The 15,901-nt window shown below is 69.6% G+C and carries 22 protein-coding genes; 12 read left to right on the top strand and 10 right to left on the bottom strand.

All coding sequences use genetic code 11. The features are described 5' to 3' along the window. Positions 1 to 92 precede the first annotated feature (92 nt). Entirely contained in the window at positions 93 to 695 is a 603-nt protein-coding gene (locus BJQ94_RS15940; protein ID WP_265400067.1) for a TetR/AcrR family transcriptional regulator, read from the top strand. A 104-nt stretch (positions 696 to 799) separates the two neighbouring features. Further along, complete coding sequence (locus BJQ94_RS15935; RefSeq protein ID WP_265400068.1) at positions 800 to 1,039, top strand: hypothetical protein; 240 nt, start codon at positions 800 to 802, stop codon at positions 1,037 to 1,039. Between the two features lie 4 nt (positions 1,040 to 1,043). Here BJQ94_RS15935 and ppk2 read toward each other — a convergent pair whose 3' ends face one another. After that, complete coding sequence (ppk2, locus tag BJQ94_RS15930; protein ID WP_265400069.1) at positions 1,044 to 1,898, bottom strand: polyphosphate kinase 2; 855 nt, start codon at positions 1,896 to 1,898, stop codon at positions 1,044 to 1,046. Positions 1,899 to 2,038: 140 nt separating this feature from the next. Between ppk2 and BJQ94_RS15925 the strand changes: the two genes are divergently transcribed. The 3 genes from BJQ94_RS15925 (at position 2,039) to yidC (ending at position 3,743) form a co-directional block, all read left to right on the top strand. Further along, positions 2,039 to 2,428 carry a DUF6855 family protein gene (locus BJQ94_RS15925; protein ID WP_265400070.1) on the top strand — a complete coding sequence of 130 codons (390 nt, stop codon included), beginning with the start codon at positions 2,039 to 2,041 and terminating at the stop codon, positions 2,426 to 2,428. A 69-nt stretch (positions 2,429 to 2,497) separates the two neighbouring features. Next, positions 2,498 to 2,863 carry a DUF6412 domain-containing protein gene (locus BJQ94_RS15920; RefSeq protein ID WP_265400071.1) on the top strand — a complete coding sequence of 122 codons (366 nt, stop codon included), beginning with the start codon at positions 2,498 to 2,500 and terminating at the stop codon, positions 2,861 to 2,863. Between the two features lie 94 nt (positions 2,864 to 2,957). Next, on the top strand, positions 2,958 to 3,743 hold the full coding sequence (gene yidC, locus BJQ94_RS15915; protein ID WP_265400072.1) for a membrane protein insertase YidC: 786 nt from the start codon (positions 2,958 to 2,960) through the stop codon (positions 3,741 to 3,743). A gap of 226 nt (positions 3,744 to 3,969) precedes the next feature. On the opposite strand, the gene BJQ94_RS15910 is transcribed toward yidC, so the two are convergent. The 4 genes from BJQ94_RS15910 to BJQ94_RS15895 form a co-directional block, all read right to left on the bottom strand. Beyond that, complete coding sequence (locus BJQ94_RS15910) at positions 3,970 to 4,371, bottom strand: hypothetical protein (RefSeq protein WP_265400073.1); 402 nt, start codon at positions 4,369 to 4,371, stop codon at positions 3,970 to 3,972. A 96-nt stretch (positions 4,372 to 4,467) separates the two neighbouring features. After that, complete coding sequence (locus tag BJQ94_RS15905; protein WP_265400074.1) at positions 4,468 to 5,301, bottom strand: endo alpha-1,4 polygalactosaminidase; 834 nt, start codon at positions 5,299 to 5,301, stop codon at positions 4,468 to 4,470. 25 nt (positions 5,302 to 5,326) lie between these two features. Beyond that, on the bottom strand, positions 5,327 to 5,827 hold the full coding sequence (locus BJQ94_RS15900; protein ID WP_066597804.1) for a CarD family transcriptional regulator: 501 nt from the start codon (positions 5,825 to 5,827) through the stop codon (positions 5,327 to 5,329). A gap of 201 nt (positions 5,828 to 6,028) precedes the next feature. Beyond that, complete coding sequence (locus BJQ94_RS15895; protein ID WP_265400075.1) at positions 6,029 to 6,727, bottom strand: potassium channel family protein; 699 nt, start codon at positions 6,725 to 6,727, stop codon at positions 6,029 to 6,031. Between the two features lie 104 nt (positions 6,728 to 6,831). Between BJQ94_RS15895 and BJQ94_RS15890 the strand changes: the two genes are divergently transcribed. Next, positions 6,832 to 7,653 carry a hypothetical protein gene (locus BJQ94_RS15890; protein ID WP_265400076.1) on the top strand — a complete coding sequence of 274 codons (822 nt, stop codon included), beginning with the start codon at positions 6,832 to 6,834 and terminating at the stop codon, positions 7,651 to 7,653. A gap of 46 nt (positions 7,654 to 7,699) precedes the next feature. On the opposite strand, the gene BJQ94_RS15885 is transcribed toward BJQ94_RS15890, so the two are convergent. Continuing rightward, complete coding sequence (locus BJQ94_RS15885; RefSeq protein ID WP_265400077.1) at positions 7,700 to 8,341, bottom strand: TetR/AcrR family transcriptional regulator; 642 nt, start codon at positions 8,339 to 8,341, stop codon at positions 7,700 to 7,702. A gap of 85 nt (positions 8,342 to 8,426) precedes the next feature. On the opposite strand from BJQ94_RS15885, the gene BJQ94_RS15880 reads away from it, so the two are divergent. From BJQ94_RS15880 to BJQ94_RS15865, 4 genes are read left to right on the top strand one after another with little or no spacing between them, the layout of a single operon-like run. Further along, complete coding sequence (locus tag BJQ94_RS15880) at positions 8,427 to 9,422, top strand: ATP-binding cassette domain-containing protein (protein WP_265400078.1); 996 nt, start codon at positions 8,427 to 8,429, stop codon at positions 9,420 to 9,422. Continuing rightward, the gene (locus tag BJQ94_RS15875) at positions 9,419 to 10,258 is read left to right on the top strand and encodes an ABC transporter permease (RefSeq protein WP_265400079.1); all 840 of its coding nucleotides are present in this window, start codon (positions 9,419 to 9,421) and stop codon (positions 10,256 to 10,258) included. The genes BJQ94_RS15880 and BJQ94_RS15875 overlap by 4 nt, the downstream gene beginning before the upstream one ends. Positions 10,259 to 10,290: 32 nt before the next feature. Next, entirely contained in the window at positions 10,291 to 10,677 is a 387-nt protein-coding gene (locus BJQ94_RS15870) for a VOC family protein (protein ID WP_265400080.1), read from the top strand. A gap of 7 nt (positions 10,678 to 10,684) precedes the next feature. Beyond that, positions 10,685 to 11,329 carry a GyrI-like domain-containing protein gene (locus BJQ94_RS15865; RefSeq protein ID WP_265400081.1) on the top strand — a complete coding sequence of 215 codons (645 nt, stop codon included), beginning with the start codon at positions 10,685 to 10,687 and terminating at the stop codon, positions 11,327 to 11,329. 16 nt (positions 11,330 to 11,345) lie between these two features. On the opposite strand, the gene BJQ94_RS15860 is transcribed toward BJQ94_RS15865, so the two are convergent. Next, positions 11,346 to 12,137, bottom strand: coding sequence for a LysR family substrate-binding domain-containing protein (locus tag BJQ94_RS15860; RefSeq protein WP_265400082.1), 792 nt, complete (start codon positions 12,135 to 12,137; stop codon positions 11,346 to 11,348). Between the two features lie 139 nt (positions 12,138 to 12,276). On the opposite strand from BJQ94_RS15860, the gene BJQ94_RS15855 reads away from it, so the two are divergent. Next, positions 12,277 to 12,717, top strand: coding sequence for a DUF5997 family protein (locus BJQ94_RS15855; RefSeq protein WP_265400083.1), 441 nt, complete (start codon positions 12,277 to 12,279; stop codon positions 12,715 to 12,717). Between the two features lie 114 nt (positions 12,718 to 12,831). Here the strand turns inward: BJQ94_RS15855 and BJQ94_RS15850 are convergent, their stop codons facing one another. Further along, positions 12,832 to 13,500, bottom strand: coding sequence for an alpha/beta hydrolase-fold protein (locus BJQ94_RS15850; RefSeq protein WP_265400084.1), 669 nt, complete (start codon positions 13,498 to 13,500; stop codon positions 12,832 to 12,834). 153 nt (positions 13,501 to 13,653) lie between these two features. Between BJQ94_RS15850 and BJQ94_RS15845 the strand changes: the two genes are divergently transcribed. After that, the gene (locus BJQ94_RS15845) at positions 13,654 to 14,241 is read left to right on the top strand and encodes an NUDIX hydrolase family protein (RefSeq protein ID WP_265400085.1); all 588 of its coding nucleotides are present in this window, start codon (positions 13,654 to 13,656) and stop codon (positions 14,239 to 14,241) included. 74 nt (positions 14,242 to 14,315) lie between these two features. Here the strand turns inward: BJQ94_RS15845 and BJQ94_RS15840 are convergent, their stop codons facing one another. Together BJQ94_RS15840 and BJQ94_RS15835 are read right to left on the bottom strand one after the other, a co-directional pair. After that, positions 14,316 to 15,269: a nucleoside hydrolase gene (locus BJQ94_RS15840; RefSeq protein WP_265400086.1), complete on the bottom strand. Its 954-nt coding sequence runs from the start codon at positions 15,267 to 15,269 to the stop codon at positions 14,316 to 14,318. Between the two features lie 31 nt (positions 15,270 to 15,300). Continuing rightward, positions 15,301 to 15,795 carry a GNAT family N-acetyltransferase gene (locus BJQ94_RS15835; protein WP_265400087.1) on the bottom strand — a complete coding sequence of 165 codons (495 nt, stop codon included), beginning with the start codon at positions 15,793 to 15,795 and terminating at the stop codon, positions 15,301 to 15,303. Positions 15,796 to 15,901 lie beyond the last annotated feature (106 nt).

Raw genomic sequence — 15,901 nt, 5'->3', positions numbered from 1 at the left:
CGCCCGGTGGCGGCGACGATGCAGGGAGCCTAGCAGTTAAAACCGACCATCGGTAGGTTTCCGGGGAGGGGTGCCGGCGGTAGGGTGACGGCATGAGCATCGACGCCCCGGCACGACGGTATGCCAAAGGCGCGGCCAAGCGTCGCGAGATCCTCGACGCTGCCCTCGCTGTCGTGGCGACGCAGGGTTACCGCAACTCCTCGCTGCAGGAGATCGCGGATGCCGTTGGCCTCACCAAGGCCGGCGTGCTGCACTACTTCACCTCGCGTGAGGAGCTCATGGCCGAGGTGGTCAGCGAGCGGGACGCGCACGACCGGGACAGCTTCGCCGGACTCGAGCCGGACCTGCTCGGGCTGCTCAGCCGCACCATCGAGCACAACGGCACGGTGCCGGGGCTCGTTCAGCTGTACTCCAGGCTCGTGGCCGAGGCGGAGGCCCCCGAACATCCGGCGCACGACTACGTGCGCGAACGCTACGACCTGATCGTGAACAGCCTGGCGGACAGCGTGCGGGCACGCCAGCGGGATGGCTCGGTGCGCGCCGACCTGGACCCGATGGTGGTGGCGCGCGCCGCGACGGCCCTCAGCGACGGCCTGCAACTGCAGTGGCTGCACGACAAAACGGTGGACATGAGCGGTATCTTCGACGCCGCCCTCGAGCTGATGCTCGGCACGGCCCCCCGCATCCAGCCCTGACCTGTTCCCCGCGACCGGCGGCGGGCTGCACGTCCGTGCAGGATTCGGCGACCCGGCGTGACGCCGGAGTTGACCGTGTCGGCCCGGGGTCGCAGACTGATTCCGTGGACACCGAAGAACGTCAACACCATGAGGACCAGGCAGTTTCCCAGGTCATCGACCGCCTCGCCGAGAGGTTTCCCGACCGCCCGCGTTCGTTCATCGAGGACGTCGTGCTCGACGAACGCCATCAGCTCGAGGGCAAGCCGATCCGCGACTACGTGCCGGTGCTGATCGAACACGGTGCGAAGGCGCGACTGCGGCAATCCACCGGTCACGGCCCCGCGCACATCCAGCCGCACTGACGGCTCAGCCCTTCTTGGCCTTCCCCTTCGCCTCGGCGGCCAGCTCCGCCACGCGCGCCGCGTGGTCGGGCACCGGGCGGTTGAGTTCGCGCGGCGGGCGTTCGTAGTCCGACGCCGGCGGCCGATGCGGGATGCGCACGAGCGGCGGCTCCATGTGCTCGTACGGCACCATCGACAGGAAGTGGCTGATCATGTTGAGGCGCGCGGCCCGCTTGTCCTCGCTCTCGACCACCCACCAGGGCGCCTCGGCGATATCGGTGTGCACGAACATCTCATCCTTGGCCTTGGAGTAGTCCACCCACTTGGTGATCGAGAGCACATCGGTCTCCGAGAGCTTCCACCGCCGCATCGGGTCTTTCAGCCTCGACCGGAAGCGCAGTTCCTGCTCGGTGTCCGACACCGAGAACCAGTACTTGAGCAGGATGATGCCGTCCTCCACCAGCATCCGCTCGAACAGGGGAGCCTGGTGCAGGAACCGGCGGTACTCGTCGGGGGTGCAGTAGCCCATCACCTTCTCGACGCCGGCGCGGTTGTACCAGGACCGGTCCATCAGCACGATCTCGCCGCTCGTGGGCAAGTGCTCGATGTAGCGCTGGAAGTACCACTGGCCGCGCTGGCGATCGGTGGGCACCGGCAGTGCCACGATCCGGGCGATGCGCGGGTTGAGGTACTCGGTGACCCGCTTGATCGCCGACCCCTTGCCCGCGGCGTCGCGGCCCTCGAAGATCACCACGATGCGGGCGCCGGACTCCCGCACCCACTCCTGCATGGTGACGAGGTCGGCCTGCAACCGGCGCAACTCGTTCTCGTAGAGCTTCTTGTTCATGCGGGGTGCGGCGGCTGAGGCCTTCTTCGCCATGACGGTCCTTCCCGGGTATTCAGGTGCGCTCAGCGTACTCGGTGACGGCCCAGCCGCCGTAGAGTTTTGCACCCCCGGTGCCTAGGCTGGCGACAACGGATGCCCGCCGGCTCCCGGCCGGCTCAGGAACTGGAGACACCATGACCGAAGGAACGGCAGCCGAGCCCTGGCAGCTCACCACTGCGCCGGGCACGTCGACGTATTCGATGTACCGCGACGGCGACGAACTGGTCTGCCAGGTCGGGTCCACCACCCTGAAATACCAGGCCAGGGCCATCGACGATCTGCACGCTTGGCTGGTCGGGCAGGGAGACTGGGTGCCGCTGGGCGCCAGCGACGAGCAGAAGCCCGCCGCAGAGGGCAGCGTCGAGGGGTGGGGCCGGGCCGACGACAATCCCGTCGGCGGCTGGTACGGCCTGCGCAAGGGCTACCGTGGTCGGTTCGGCATGTACCTGCCGCCGCTGCTCGAGCACCTCGGCCTGGCCGAACTCACGCACGACAAGCGAAACAACTCCATGCGTGCGCTCTGACCGGCCGCCAGAACACAACGCACCGAGCACGACTAGGCTGGCCGGATCGACCGACCAGGAGGTGACCGGATGTCTGCACGGATGCTGCCGCTGACGTCCGCGCCCGCGCCCGTGACCGCTCGCTGGTCGGCCGCCCTCGGTCTGGGCCTGGGCACCGGTCTGGGTGCGCTGTTCGTCGGCGCCCTCAACATCGGCGGCCGTGGCTTCGGCGAGGTACTCGCCCTTGCGGCCCTCTTCACCCTGTGCGCCTCGGCCGTGGCCGTCACCGGAGCTGCCCAACAGGTGCTCGCCATGCTCGTCATGGTGCTCACCGGTGCGCCCACTCCGGTCGCCCGGCCCTATCCAGAACTGGCCTCGCAGGTCGGCCAGAGCGTTCCTGACGCGCCCGGCAAGCCCCAACCCCGCGCCCCCGGACGCTCCCTCCCGGTCGCCTAGGGAGCTTTTCTCGCGCCACACCCCACCGGGTGCCGGCGCTCCCGTCGCGACCATACGGTTCCCCATTTTCCGTATTCCGACCGGGAGTCATCCAATGAACCTCTATGCCTTCGGCCCCATCGCGGCCGTTCTCGACGCGGCCTACGCCGTTCTGCACACCCTCACCCTGTTCCTCACCCCACTCACCGCGGCGAACGCGGCGGCGCTCGCCGTGATCGTGCTCACCCTCGTGCTGCGCCTGGCGCTCATCCCCGTCGGGGTCTCGCAGGCGCGAGCCCAGCGGGTGCGCCAACGCCTCGCCCCGCGCCTGGCCGAGTTGCGCCGCCTGCACGGCGGCAACCCCGAACGCCTGCAGCGGGAAACGGCCGCGCTGTATGCCGCCGAGAATGCCTCTCCACTGGCCGGATGCCTGCCGCTGCTGGTGCAGGCGCCGATCCTGTCCGTCGTCTACGGCCTGTTCGTGCTCCACACGATCAACGGGCACGACAATGCTCTCCTGGCCGGTGGACTGTTCGGCAGCCCGCTGGGCAGCAGCATCCTCGCCGGCTGGGGCGCGCAGCCCACTCCGGCAGGGCTCGTGGTAGGCGGCGTGCTGCTCGGGGTGCTGCTCGTGGCGCAGCTGCTCAGCCGGCGGTTGCTGCTCGCCCAGGGCGCGGCATCCGCGGGCCTCGCCGCACCGGCCGCCCCGACGCTCCCAGGTGCGCTCTCGCCGGCCGCCCAGGCGACCATGACCGGTGTGCTCAGCTGGCTGCCCCTGATCAGCGTGGTGTTCGCGGCCTTCGTGCCGTTGGCCGCGGCGATCTACCTCACGGTGAGCGCGGTGTGGGGCGTCACCGAGCGCGCCGTCCTCTGGCGGATGCTGCGCCCGGCCACCCGGTAGCGCCATCCCCCCCCGACTTGCCGCAAAGCGCCCCTTCGGATGCGTTGAAGGGGCACTTCGCCCGAAGTCGCGAGCGCACCCGCCGTCGACTTCTGCCAAAGTGCCCCTTCGGATGCGTTGAAGGGGCACTTTGCCCGAAGTCGCGGGGGCTGAACCGCGGGCACACAAAAGCGGCAAGCGCCCCCAGTGCCGGGGACGCTTGCCGCAGTGTGGCAGCGCGGGTGAATCAGGCGACGCTGGTGGCGTGGGCCTTGGTGCCGGTGACGCTCGCGCCGGGCTGGCTCTTCGAGCAGAGCACGACGAGGATCACGGCAACGCCGACCGCGATGTGCGGCAGCCAGGCGTTCGGGGCCTCGTTGACGAAGCCGAACAGGAACGGCGACGCGATCAGGAAGACCGACGCGACCACGTCGAAGATGAGGTGGATCGGCATGCCGATGACCTTGACCAGGCCCAGTTCGTAGCGCGTGAACAGGCTGTAGAGGATCAGGCCGATGCCGAGGATGCGCGGGATGATGACGGCGGCGCCGCCGACCTCCTCGAACATGAAGATGGTGGGGGCGAGGATGAGCGCGATCGCGACGACATAGTCGAGAACGGCGTGGACCTTGGTGGGGATGAATCGCATGGGGAGCTCCTGGTGGTTGACCGGAGGCCGGATCGCCTCACGACACTGGTTCGCCACCCTCGTGCAGACGGATTGGTCTGGCCCGATCGGTCCGGGTCAGCAGCGCTCGTAGACGTACTCGGCCGAGGCCGGCGTCACGAGGTCCCGGTCGCGCAGGATCATCGACAGCGGCCGGCCCGGCACCGCGCAGGCCGCCGCGAAGTCGTCGCGCAGGTCGTCGGCATACTCGATCGCCAGCACCTGATCGCCGTATGCGGCGGTGTACAGCCCGCACTCCTCCCACCGGTCGCACTCCTCGGCGACCGCGAAGTCGAACAGGCCGGACAGGCTGCCGGCCAGGTCGGCGGCGTTCTTCTGGCCGATGGCCAGCTCCGCGGAGTGGGCGCCGGCCACGAGCAGGCGTGCCAGCGCGATGTTGTCGGCGGCGGTGAGCAGGCCGGCGGAGCGGGTGTAGGAGTCGAGGTTGTCGATCTCCACGGCGTCGAAGCCGTCATCGGCGCATCCGCTGATCTGGGGCAGCAGCAGCGCGGCGATGCCGGCGCGCGTCTCGGCGCTGCCGGTGTCGAAGAGTAGCTCGTCCGGCCAGTTCGCGTCCCGGACCGGGGCGCCGTCCGCGGTGAGGATCAGCTCGGGGGAGTCGGCGAGCAGGCGCTCGGTGTCGGCCGGCTGGGTCTGGAAACCGTTGACGTAGCAGATCGAATACAGGCCGGCGGCCGGGGTCTCCGTGCTGTCGCGCGCGACGATGGCCACGCCGGCCGGCGGGTCATAGGCGCCGCCGAGCTGGTAGTCCAGGCCTCCGCCCACTGGCGGCAGCTCGATGGCCGGCCCGGATGTCTCGGGCGCGGAAACCGCGCAGCCGCCGAGCCCGATGGTCAGCAGCACGGTGCCCGCATACACGCGTCGCCGGACGGCAACCAGGCGGTTGCTCATCCGGCGACGGGGTGAGAGGTGGGGACTAGGCGACTTCGGCGACGCTGGCATTCAGCACGTCGTCGAGGGTCACGAAGGCCTCTTCTTCGGTGGACTTCTGCGCGAGCGCGAGCTCGGAGACGAGAACCTGGCGGGCCTTGATGAGCATCCGCTTCTCGCCGGCGGAGACGCCGGAGATGCGGTCGCGGCGCCACAGGTCGCGAACGACCTCGCTGACGCGGTAGACGCTGCCGCTGCCCATCTTCTCGGTGTTGGCCTTGTAACGGCGCGACCAGTTGCTGGGTTCTTCTTCGACATCGCTGCGGAGCACGTCGAAGACAGCCTCGACACCCGCGGCGTCGATGACATCGCGCACGCCGACGAGCTCGGCGTTGTCGATGGGCAGGTTGATGGCCAGGTCACTCTGGTGCACGGTGAGCGTGATGTAACGCTTTTCGACACCCTTGATCGTGCGGGTCTCGACCGCGGTGATCGTTGCTGCGCCGTGGTGGGGATAGACGACGGTCTCGCCGACTTCGAAAATCATCTGATGCAGCCTCATAATTCGTTGAGCGTGGTTGACGTATCACCCGGACGCCGGCGCTGCGCGCAGACGTGCTCCTCCGCGGTGCTGTGACAGCCGATTCGAGATACCCAGGGCAGGTCACTGGGTACAACACGCGACTGAAAATGGCACAGCGGTTCGTTAAGGGTATTCGGAGAGTGTATCATTTCCGCCTCGCTGGCCCTATTCGGGTCGCTTGACCGTCTTCGGCACCTCGTTGCGCTCCTCGAGCTCCGATACTCGCTGCACGATCCAGGACGACAGCGTGGCCGTGAGAACGCCCACGACCCCCACCCCGCCGAGCATCAGGGCGGTGGCGATTCCGCGCCCGCGCAGGGTGACCGGCGTGAAATCGCCGTAGCCCACGGTGGTGATGGTCACCGCGGCCCACCAGAACGAGTCGCCGAACGAGACGATGTTGGCGTTCGGCGCCGTTCGTTCCGCTTCGAAAACCGCGAGAGCGGCGATATAGGTGACCAGGGTTGCCGCACCAGTGAGGTAGACCAGGACCCTGGCGCGGAAGGCCGTGCCCGCGGAATGCTGGAACACGGTGCTGTGCGCGACGACCCGCAGCAGCCGAAGCGGGCGAAGCAGCGGCAGCAGCACAAACACCAGGCTCAACGGATGGCGTACCGCCCACTGCCACGGGTGCCGGGCGAGCATGATCTCCACGACGTAACTCACCGGGAAGACCGCCCAGCTGACCACGATCACGACCCGCAGGACTCCGGCGGTCGCGACGTCGACGTCGGCGATCACGGTGATCGAGTAGGCCAGCAGGAAGAGGATGGCCGCGCCCGTCAGCGGCCAGTCCACGGCCTGCTGCCAGCGGGCTTGGCGCGTTCCACCCCACGGATCCGTCTGGCCGTCGGTCGCCGTCATGCGGGCATCCTGCCACCGGCACGCCGCCCAGCCAATGGCCACCACGGCACGCCCCTGGCTGATCGTCTCCGTGGCAGGATGTGCGCAGCAACGACGGGAGAGTCGTGACACAGGACGGGCGTGACGGTGATCCGCACGAGCGGCTGCGCGCCCTGCAGCGCCGGGTCTACGCCGCGGATGGTGACGCCGCCGGCGACGCGGCCGTGGTGAGGGCGATGCTCGAGCTGCAGGCCGAGCTCGCGGCGGAACAGCCGGCCGTGAGCGACGCGGTTGGCCCCGAGCCGGGCCGCGCCGCCGATCCCGCCGATCCTGCCGTCGGTCTCGCTCCCGATTCCTCCACCGACCCTGCCACGGAGTCAGCCGCAGGGGAGCCCGGCCCGCCCCCGCGCCGACGGGTGCTGCTGGGCGCGGGTCTGGCCGGGGCAGTGGCGCTCGGGGCCTTGCTGGGCGGCACCGTCAGCATGGCCATCCGTCCCACGCCGCCCGCGCCCACCGACGCCGCCACCGCGGCAGCCGGCGAGCCCGTGCCGGCCGCACAGGTCTTCACCCGGCTGCAGACCGCCAAGGACGTGCCGCTCGTGGCGATGCCGGAGGCCTTCGCAGCCACATCCTTCCGCTACCTGGGGTCGGCCGGGTGGACGGACGCCGACGGCGACGGGGTGACCGATTCGCCGTACTACGCGGCGAGGAGCAACTCCGACATGATCTGTCTCGTGGTGGTGCCGGAGGGCAGCGGCTACCTGTCCACTTGCGCTCCCGAATCGGCCTACCCCTCCGCCGGGCTGCGCCTGTCCTGGCAGAGCACCGACCTGCACCCTGGCGTGCCCGACGGAACCGCGGGCATAGTGCTCGACGTCACGGTCGCCTGGCGGAGTGATTCCACGGTCGAGACGCGGGGCGCCGGACGCCCGGTGAGCATCCCCTGAGCGGGCGCGACCGCGCCGGGGAGCAGGGGGCGGTGCATCCGCGGTGCTACAGGCCCTGCTCCACCATGTCGATCACCCGGGTGATGAGAGCCTGCTTCACCGCGTCGGGCAGGGCGCGCAGCGGCCCGTCGATGAACAGTTCGGCGAGGCCGTGCACGGCCGACCAGGCCAGGAACTCGGCCGCCGGCCGGCGCTGGGCCGGGAGCAGCCCTGCGGTCACGAGGTCGTCGAGCGCGACGGTGAGCAGTTGGAACGGCGTGAGGCCCTGCTCGCCCGCACGGGCGGAGCTGGTGGCGCTGTCCAGGTCGGAGGAGGCCGAGAAGGCGGTCTGGAACTGGCCGGGCTGCTCGAGGGCGAAACGCAGGTAGCCGGTTCCCACGGCGCGGAACCGCAGCCGGGCGCGCTCGCCGGCATCCGGCGCCGTGACGGCGGCCTGGTCGGCCTCGATGGCCCGAGCGACCAGGGCCTGGCAGCTCGAGCAGACCGCCTCCAACAGGGCCTGACGGTCGGCGAAATGCCGGTACGCGGCGTTGGGCGTGACGCCGGCACGCCGGGTCGCCTCACGCAACACCACCGCGGCAGGGCCACCCTCTCCGGCGAGGTCGACGCCGGCCTCGATGAGGGCGCGACGCAGATCGCCGTGCCGGTACGAAGATCGCACCGGGGATTCGCCGAAACCCGTTGTCATGACGCATCCGTTTCGTTACGATAAAAGCTCACATGTTTACAACGTCCACATAGCAGCATACCCACCGAATCGGCAGGGGCATGACATGGCAATCATCGAAGCCTCCGGGCTCACCAAGACCTACAAATCCAAGACCGGGCCGGTGCACGCGCTCGCCGGGCTCGACCTGGTCGTGCCGCGTGGCACGGTGAAGGCGATTCTCGGCCCGAACGGCGCCGGCAAGACCACTGTGGTCAAGATCCTCACCACCCTCATCCGGCCGGATGCCGGCACCGCGATCGTGGACGGCATCAATGTGCTGGACGACCCGAAAGCGGTGCGCAGCATCATCGGGGTGTCCGGCCAATATGCCGCCGTCGACGAAAACCTCACCGGCTTCGAGAACCTCGAGATGGTCGGCCGGCTCTATCACCTCGGTGGTGCCGCCTCCCGGCGTCGCGCGCAGGAGCTGATCGACCTGTTCGAACTCACCGCGGCGGGCAACCGGCCGGTGAAGGGCTTCTCCGGCGGCATGCGCCGACGCATCGACCTGGCCGGCGCCCTGGTCTTCAACCCCAAGATCCTCTTCCTCGACGAACCGACCACGGGGCTCGACCCGCGCAGCCGGATGGCGCTGTGGGGTGTGATCAACAAGCTCGTCGACGACGGCACCACGGTGCTGCTCACCACCCAGTACCTCGAGGAGGCCGATCAGCTGGCGGACAGCATCGCGGTCATCGACGACGGCCGGGTCATCGCCGAGGGCACCTCAGACGAGCTCAAGGCGCAGATCGGCGGCCATCGGGTGGTGATCGCGCTCGTCGACGCGGCCGATGCCGACGCCGCTCGCCAGGTCCTCGCGCGGTACGGCGCCGACGAACCGCAGGTGTCCAGCGACGGCCGCGGCGTCGACGTGGCCGTCACCGATGGGCCGCCGGCGCTGCAACACGTGCTCGCCGACCTGCGCGCCGCCGGCATCCAACTGCACGACGCCGGGATGCGCCGGCCCACCCTCGACGACGTCTTCCTCAAGCTCACCGGGCACAAGGCCGAACTGGCGGCCGGCGAGAACGAAGACGAGAAGCAGGAGTTGGTGAAATGACCGCCACCGCCACCCGGCCCGCCCCGACACCCACCTGGAACCCGCTGTCCCTGTGGTCCTCTGACGGGTGGACGACGACCAAGCGCAACCTCATCAAGATCAAGCGCACGCCGGACATGCTCGTCTTCGCCGTCATCCAGCCGATCATGTTCGTGCTCCTGTTCAGCCAGGTGTATGCCGGCGCCATCGCGGTGCAGGGCACCGATTACGTGCAGTTCCTGATGGCCGGCATCTTCGCCCAGACCGTGGTGTTCGGTTCCACCTTCTCGGGGTCGGCCATGGCGCAAGACCTCAAGGACGGCATCATCGACAGGTTCCGCAGCCTGCCGATGAGTTCATCCGCCGTGCTCGTCGGCCGCACCAACGGCGACCTGGTGCTCAACACGATCTCGATGATCATCATGATGGCCACCGGTTTCCTGGTGGGCTGGCGGGTCAACTCGTCGGTGGGTGAGTTCTTCGCCGGCCTGGGCCTGCTGCTGCTGTTCAGCTACGCGTTCAGTTGGGTGATGGCACTGCTGGGCATGAGCGTGCGCTCGCCTGAGGTGATCAACAACGCGTCGTTCATCATCCTGTTCCCGATCACGTTCATCTCCAACGCGTTCGTGCCGATCGAGACCCTGCCAACGCCGCTGCGGATCTTCGCCGAGCTCAACCCGGTGTCCGCGCTCGTGCAGGCCGCCAGGGAGCTGTTCGGCAACGAGGGCAGTGCGCCGGTACCGGATGTCTGGACGCTGCAGAACCCGGTGGCCACAGTGCTGATCGGTGTCGCTGTGCTGCTGGTGGTATTCGTGCCACTCTGTATCCGCAAGTTCGCCTTGATCAGCTCCCGCTGACCGGGCTCGCGCACCACGACGAGGGGACCCTCATGCCGACGATCGATCTGGACTACCTGCACGGCTTCAGCGGCTTCGCCGTGCCCGACATCGAGGCCGCCCGCGCCTTCTACCGCGACGTTCTCGGGCTCGAGGTGACCGACGGCGGCATGGGCCTGTTGCGGCTGATCCTGCCCGGCGGGGCCGACGTGATCATCTACCCCAAGCCCGACCACGTGCCGGCGGGGTTCACGATCCTCAACCTGGCGGTGGCCGACATCAACCAGACCGTCGACGTTCTCGCCGAACGCGGTGTGGAGTTCCTGCACTACGACGTCGACGGCTTCGAGCAGGACGATCGCGGTATCGCCAACGGCGACCCGAGGATCGCCTGGTTCACCGACCCGGCAGGCAATATTCTCTCCGTGCTGCAGAACTGAGCCGGCCGTGGTCGCGGTGGTGGGTCTTCCCTACGACGTGAAGCGCGAGTTGCGGGCTCTGTACGGCCCCACGAACCGGGACTGGCAGACGCTGGTGGTGCCGCCGCAACGATTCCTCGCCGTCGACGGGCACGGCGACCCGAACACCGCCCCGGCCCACACTCAGGCGGTCGAGGCGCTCTACGTCGTGGCGTACACCGTGAAGTTCGCGAAAAAGCACGCCGGCCGCGACCTGGTGGTGGCCCCGTTGGAGGGGCTCTGGTACGCCGACGACGCGGCCGTGTTCAGCGCCCGCGACAAGGATGCCTGGAGCTGGACCATGCTGATCGGCCAGCCGGATTGGGTGAATGATGCAGAGATCCAGGAGGCGATCGCGGCGGCGGGTGCCAAGGCCGCCACCACCCAGAAGCCGCTGCCGGCACTTGAGAGGGTGCGCATCGAGCGGCTCGACGAGGGCCTCTGCGCGCAGCTGCTGCACGTGGGCTCCTACGACGACGAGGCGCCGGCGCTCGCCAGGTTGCACGGCGAGGTGCTGCCCGCTGCGGGACTGCACGAACGAGGCCGGCACCACGAGGTGTACCTCGGCGACCCCCGCCGGGCCGCGCCGGAGAAACTCAAGACCGTGCTGCGCCAACCGGTCTCGCCGGCCTGACTCCGCGGTACTCGGGTCAGCGACCGCCGCGGCGCTTGCCGGCCTGCGGGCTGGGGGAGTTACGGGTGCGCCCGGCGCTCTGCGTTTTGCGCGGGGTGGCCGGCTTGGCGGCGGCAGCGGCGGCACGCACGGCCTTCGCGGCGGCCTTGGCCTTCGCGGTCTTCTTTTCCTTCTTCACCGGCTCGTCGCCAGCCGCGACGGCGTTGGTGCGTGAGCTGTCCCTGGTGCGGCCGCGCACGATGCCGATGAACTCCTCCACGTCCGGCGTGGTGTCCACGGTGCGCCAGGCCAGCGCGATGCGGCTCTCCGCGGTGTCCTCCACCGGGCGGGAGACGACATCCTTGCGGCTGTGCAGCCGGGCCACCGAATGCGGCACGATGACGATGCCCACCCCGGCGGCGACCAGTTCCATGGTCTCGTCCATGTCGCGCATCGGCGGCAGGGCACGGCGGCTGCCGTCGCGCACCTCCAGGGCCACGGCGCGCCACTCCGGCACCTCGGCGGGGTCCTGCAGCAGGTGCTCCTCGACCAGGTCGGCCACCACCACGCTGTCGGCGTCGGCCAGGAAGTGATCCTTGGCCACGACCACCACGGGGATCTCGTTGTACAGGTTGATCAGGCTCAGGCCCTCTTCGTCGATCGGCATGCGCACCAGGCTCACGTCGGCACGGCCGTCACGCAGCACGGCCTCCTGCTCGGACGCGTCGGTGCGGAAGACCTCGAGGTCCACCTCCGGGCGGCGCTCGGCCCAGATGCGGGTCCACTTGGTGGGGGTGACCCCGGCGACGAAGGCAATGGAAAAGGTCACCGGCATCCTCTCGTAGTGCGTGTGTCAGTGTGTGGTGATGGCCGCGCGGCTGCGTGCACTGGGCAGGCGCCGGGCCGTTTCGGTGGCGTCAGGGCGAAGGGCCCGAAACCTTAGTGCTCTCAGGCTATACGCTGGAACTATGAGCGAGAAGAAGCCCCAGACCATGAAGCCGGCCACGGCTGCCCAGAAGCTCGGGATTCTGCTCGAAGCAGCACCCGAGGAGTTCCAGTCCACCCCGGTGTCCCGCACCGAGCTGGCCGCCCTCGAGGCTACCCCGCCGGAATGGCTCACCGAGCTGCGCGCCAACGGTCCGCACCCCAAGCAGGTTGTCGCCGCCAAGCTCGGCGTCTCGATCTCGGGCCTGGCCCGGGGCGAGGTGACCGAGCCGCTCACCAGCGCCGAGATCCTCGCGCTGCTGCAGCAGCCGCCGGCCTGGCTGGTCACCGAGCGCGCCACCCAGTTCGAGGTGCGCGAGGAGCAGATCCGCGTGAAGGACCGCGACGCCGAGCGTGCCCGCAAGAAGGCGCACGCCGAACGCTTCGCCGCCCAGAACGAGCAGGCCGCGCGCAAGCGCTCCTAGCTCGCCGTTTCTTCATCGAGTTGCCCCGCCCCGGACGAGTTGCTCCGGTTCAGCGGGGCAACTCGTGCGTTCGGGGGCAACTCGGCGCTGAGCCCGGGCCCTGGCGCACCCGGATCAGGCCGTGCGCACCGCCGGTGCCGGGTACTGCGCGCGCAGGAACGTGACGACCTCACCCAGTTCGGCCTGCGAGATCGAGTGGCCGAGGCCCTCGTAGATGCCCTCGGTGAGCGTGGAGTGGCCGGGCAGCCAGGCCTGGGTGCGGGCGACCGCCGCCTCGGGGATCACCGGGTCGAGCGTGCCGCGGCCCCAGAACACCGGCGGCCGGCGCGAGGCCAGTCGGGCGTCGCCCGGATGCGTGCTGCTGGCGATGAATCCAGACAGCTGTACCGCGAAGGCGAACCGCTCCGGCGCGTGCCGCATCAGCTGCAGGGTCATGGCGCCGCCCTGCGAGAACCCGAGCAGGCCGATCGACGTCGGCTGCTCCGGCAGGGCGTCGAGCCAGTCCAGGATGCCCAGCGCTGCCGCGTCGAGCGCGTCGCCGACCGGGTCGCCCGGCACGCCGATGGGAAACCAGGACCAGCCCTGACCCACCGGCAACGGGGCCCGGAGTGCCGCGATGGTCGGCTCCAACGGCAGGTGCGGGGCGAGCGAGAACAGGTCGCCCTCGCTCGAGCCGTAGCCGTGCAGCACCAACAGGAGCGGCCGTCCCACCCTGTCGGCGGCGGCCGCCGACCACAGCACCGCTGCGGGGTCGATCGGTTCGGGGGTGATGCTCTGCTCCATGGTGGTCCTCACGCTTCGGGTACCCGTCCAGTCTCCCGCGAACCGTGACTTAAGCCCCAAAAACGCGCCAGAATTGGGGCCTTTCTCACGGCTCGCGGGGCGCGGGCGGGCCGTGGGGATGCATCTGGGGGCCGCGTGAGTGAGAATGAACGTATGAGCGTGCGCACCCCCGACCCCGATCCGGACTGGACGAACGGCGGGGATGACGCGCCGCCGCCCAGCACCAATCCGGGCTGGCTGACCGATGTCGAGCTGGCCGAGATCCGCCAGCGACTGCCGTTGCTGTACGTCGAAGCGGTGCCCGTCCGGGTCGACGGGCTGGGTCAGGTGGTCGAGGTCGGAGTGCTGCTCCGCGCCACCCCGGAGGGCAAGATGACCCGCACCCTCGTCTCCGGCCGGGTGCTCTACGGCGAAACCCTGCGCGACGCCCTGTTCCGGCACCTCGAGAAGGACCTCGGCCCGATGGCGTTCCCGCAGCTGCCGCCGAGCCCGGTGCCGTACTCGGTCGCAGAGTACTTTCCGATGCCCGGCATCACCGCGTTCACGGATGACCGCCAGCACGCCGTGTCGCTGGCCTACGTCGTGCCCGTCACCGGCACCTGCGACCCGCGCCAGGACGCCCTCGAACTCACCTGGATGACCCCGGAGGAGGCCGCAACCGACGCCGTCTCCGCGGAGATGGAAGGCGGCCGCGGCGGCCTGCTGCGCATGGCCCTGGCCTCGGTCGGCGCCCTGCGCTAGCCGACATCCACGAGCCGTGAGTTGGGACCCTTCCGGGGCCCGATTTGCGTGCTTAACTCACGGCTCGCGGGCGGTTAGAGGCCCAGGGTGTTGAGGAACAGGCGGGCGTAGCGCGGCGCGTCCACGTCCAGGGCCACCTCGACGACCTCCCAGCTGCCGGCCGTGCCGTGCACGATGTCCTCGCCCACTCGGCGGCGCTGGTCCACTATGGTCTGGCCGCGACCGTACCCGGTGAGCTCGACCCGCACGGGCAGCAGCCGGGTCTGGAGTGCGTCGGGGTCCACCAGCGCGCAGAGCGCCCCGGCGTCGCCGATCAGCCCGGTGTACTCCGCCACGCTGTTCTCGCTGCGGGCCACGCGATTGGCCAGCAGCGCGCCCACCACCCGGGCGTAGTGCGACTCGCCCTGTTCGAGCGCTGTGGCCACCTCGCGGTCGACGGCCACCTGGTTGAAGACGTCCAGCCCGTACATGAAGGCGGGGATGCCCGCATCCAGCACGATCGCCGCCGCCTCTGGATCGTGCCACACGTTGAACTCGGCCACGGCGGTGGCGTTGCCCACGCTCGCCGAGCCGCCCATGAACACGATGCGCTCGATGTTGTCGGCCAGGTCGGGGTACTGGCGCAGCAACAGCGCCAGGTTGGTCTGCGGCGCCAGGGCCACGAGAGTGACCGGGCGCGGGCTGTCGGTGATGAGCCGGCGCATCAGCTCGATGGCGTTCACCGGCTCCGGAGTGCGGTCGCCGAGCGGCAGGTGCACGGTGCCCAGGCCGCCCTCGCCGTGCACGTGTGATGCGCTGCGGGCCGGGGAGATCAGCGGGCGGCGGGCGCCGGCGGCCACGGGGATGTCGGGCGCGCCGGCGACGTCGAGGATGCGCAGGGTGTTCTCCACCACGCGCTCCAGTGACGCGTTCCCGGCCACGCAGCTGATGCCGAGCACCTCGATGTCGGGGTGGGCGATGGCGAACAGGATGGCGAGGGCGTCATCAACGCCGGTGTCGACGTCGAGAATGACAGGAATCGTAGGCATCCGCCCATTTTATGGGCCGGAGTGTGGCCTGCTACTCGCGGACCAGGCGCACCTCGTGCACCGGCTCGCCGAGGATCTCCTCGGTCTTCTCCACGCCGTCGGGCAGGTAGCCGTTGCGGGTGTAGAAGCGGTGGGCGCGGGGGTTGTCGGCGGCGACCCACAGGTAGGTGGGTCCGGGATCGACGACCGCGTCGAAGAGCTGCTGGCCGATGCCGGTGCCGTGGAAGGCGTCGAGCAGGTAGATGAAGTACAGCTGATGCGGCGTGGGCTTGCCCTCGTCGCGGCCGGGACCGCTGCCGGCGAAGCCGACGATCTCACCGTCGACCTCGGCGACCACCTGGCGGAAGTCGGGACCCTGCACGGTGAACCGGCGCCACATGGCGGTGAAGCGTTCGGGGTGCAGCTGGGCGAGCGCGGCCCGGCTGAGGAGGTGGTCATAGGTTTCGTGCCAGCAAGCCGCGTGGACGCGGCCCAGGCTGTCGGCATCCGTCTCGGTGACGGGCCGAACAACAACGGTGGTGTTCATACTTCGACCCTAAGCCCGCCCGCCGACCTTGCCCGACCACTGTCGGGCCTGACCCGCGCATTGGCCGCTCGGCGCCCTCAAGACACCGAAACGGGCCGGCTCCTGG

It is taken from the genome of Cryobacterium sp. SO2, from assembly GCF_026151165.2.
Classification (GTDB): Bacteria; Actinomycetota; Actinomycetes; order Actinomycetales; family Microbacteriaceae; genus Cryobacterium.
The sequence above is the reverse complement of the archived record's forward strand: the minus strand, read 5'-3'. Positions and strand labels throughout refer to the sequence as shown.

Coding starts and splice junctions, on each gene's coding strand:
- BJQ94_RS15885 (WP_265400077.1), bottom strand. CDS start 8,341: ATGACAACGGGTTTCGGCGAATCCCCGGTGCGATCTTCGTACCGGCAC.
- BJQ94_RS15940 (WP_265400067.1), top strand. CDS start 93: ATGAGCATCGACGCCCCGGCACGACGGTATGCCAAAGGCGCGGCCAAG.
- BJQ94_RS15840 (WP_265400086.1), bottom strand. CDS start 15,269: ATGCCTACGATTCCTGTCATTCTCGACGTCGACACCGGCGTTGATGAC.
- BJQ94_RS15920 (WP_265400071.1), top strand. CDS start 2,498: ATGTCTGCACGGATGCTGCCGCTGACGTCCGCGCCCGCGCCCGTGACC.
- BJQ94_RS15880 (WP_265400078.1), top strand. CDS start 8,427: ATGGCAATCATCGAAGCCTCCGGGCTCACCAAGACCTACAAATCCAAG.
- BJQ94_RS15870 (WP_265400080.1), top strand. CDS start 10,291: ATGCCGACGATCGATCTGGACTACCTGCACGGCTTCAGCGGCTTCGCC.
- BJQ94_RS15895 (WP_265400075.1), bottom strand. CDS start 6,727: ATGACGGCGACCGACGGCCAGACGGATCCGTGGGGTGGAACGCGCCAA.
- BJQ94_RS15910 (WP_265400073.1), bottom strand. CDS start 4,371: ATGCGATTCATCCCCACCAAGGTCCACGCCGTTCTCGACTATGTCGTC.
- BJQ94_RS15875 (WP_265400079.1), top strand. CDS start 9,419: ATGACCGCCACCGCCACCCGGCCCGCCCCGACACCCACCTGGAACCCG.
- BJQ94_RS15855 (WP_265400083.1), top strand. CDS start 12,277: ATGAGCGAGAAGAAGCCCCAGACCATGAAGCCGGCCACGGCTGCCCAG.
- BJQ94_RS15835 (WP_265400087.1), bottom strand. CDS start 15,795: ATGAACACCACCGTTGTTGTTCGGCCCGTCACCGAGACGGATGCCGAC.
- BJQ94_RS15900 (WP_066597804.1), bottom strand. CDS start 5,827: ATGATTTTCGAAGTCGGCGAGACCGTCGTCTATCCCCACCACGGCGCA.
- BJQ94_RS15925 (WP_265400070.1), top strand. CDS start 2,039: ATGACCGAAGGAACGGCAGCCGAGCCCTGGCAGCTCACCACTGCGCCG.
- yidC (WP_265400072.1), top strand. CDS start 2,958: ATGAACCTCTATGCCTTCGGCCCCATCGCGGCCGTTCTCGACGCGGCC.
- BJQ94_RS15850 (WP_265400084.1), bottom strand. CDS start 13,500: ATGGAGCAGAGCATCACCCCCGAACCGATCGACCCCGCAGCGGTGCTG.
- BJQ94_RS15845 (WP_265400085.1), top strand. CDS start 13,654: ATGAGCGTGCGCACCCCCGACCCCGATCCGGACTGGACGAACGGCGGG.
- BJQ94_RS15905 (WP_265400074.1), bottom strand. CDS start 5,301: ATGAGCAACCGCCTGGTTGCCGTCCGGCGACGCGTGTATGCGGGCACC.
- ppk2 (WP_265400069.1), bottom strand. CDS start 1,898: ATGGCGAAGAAGGCCTCAGCCGCCGCACCCCGCATGAACAAGAAGCTC.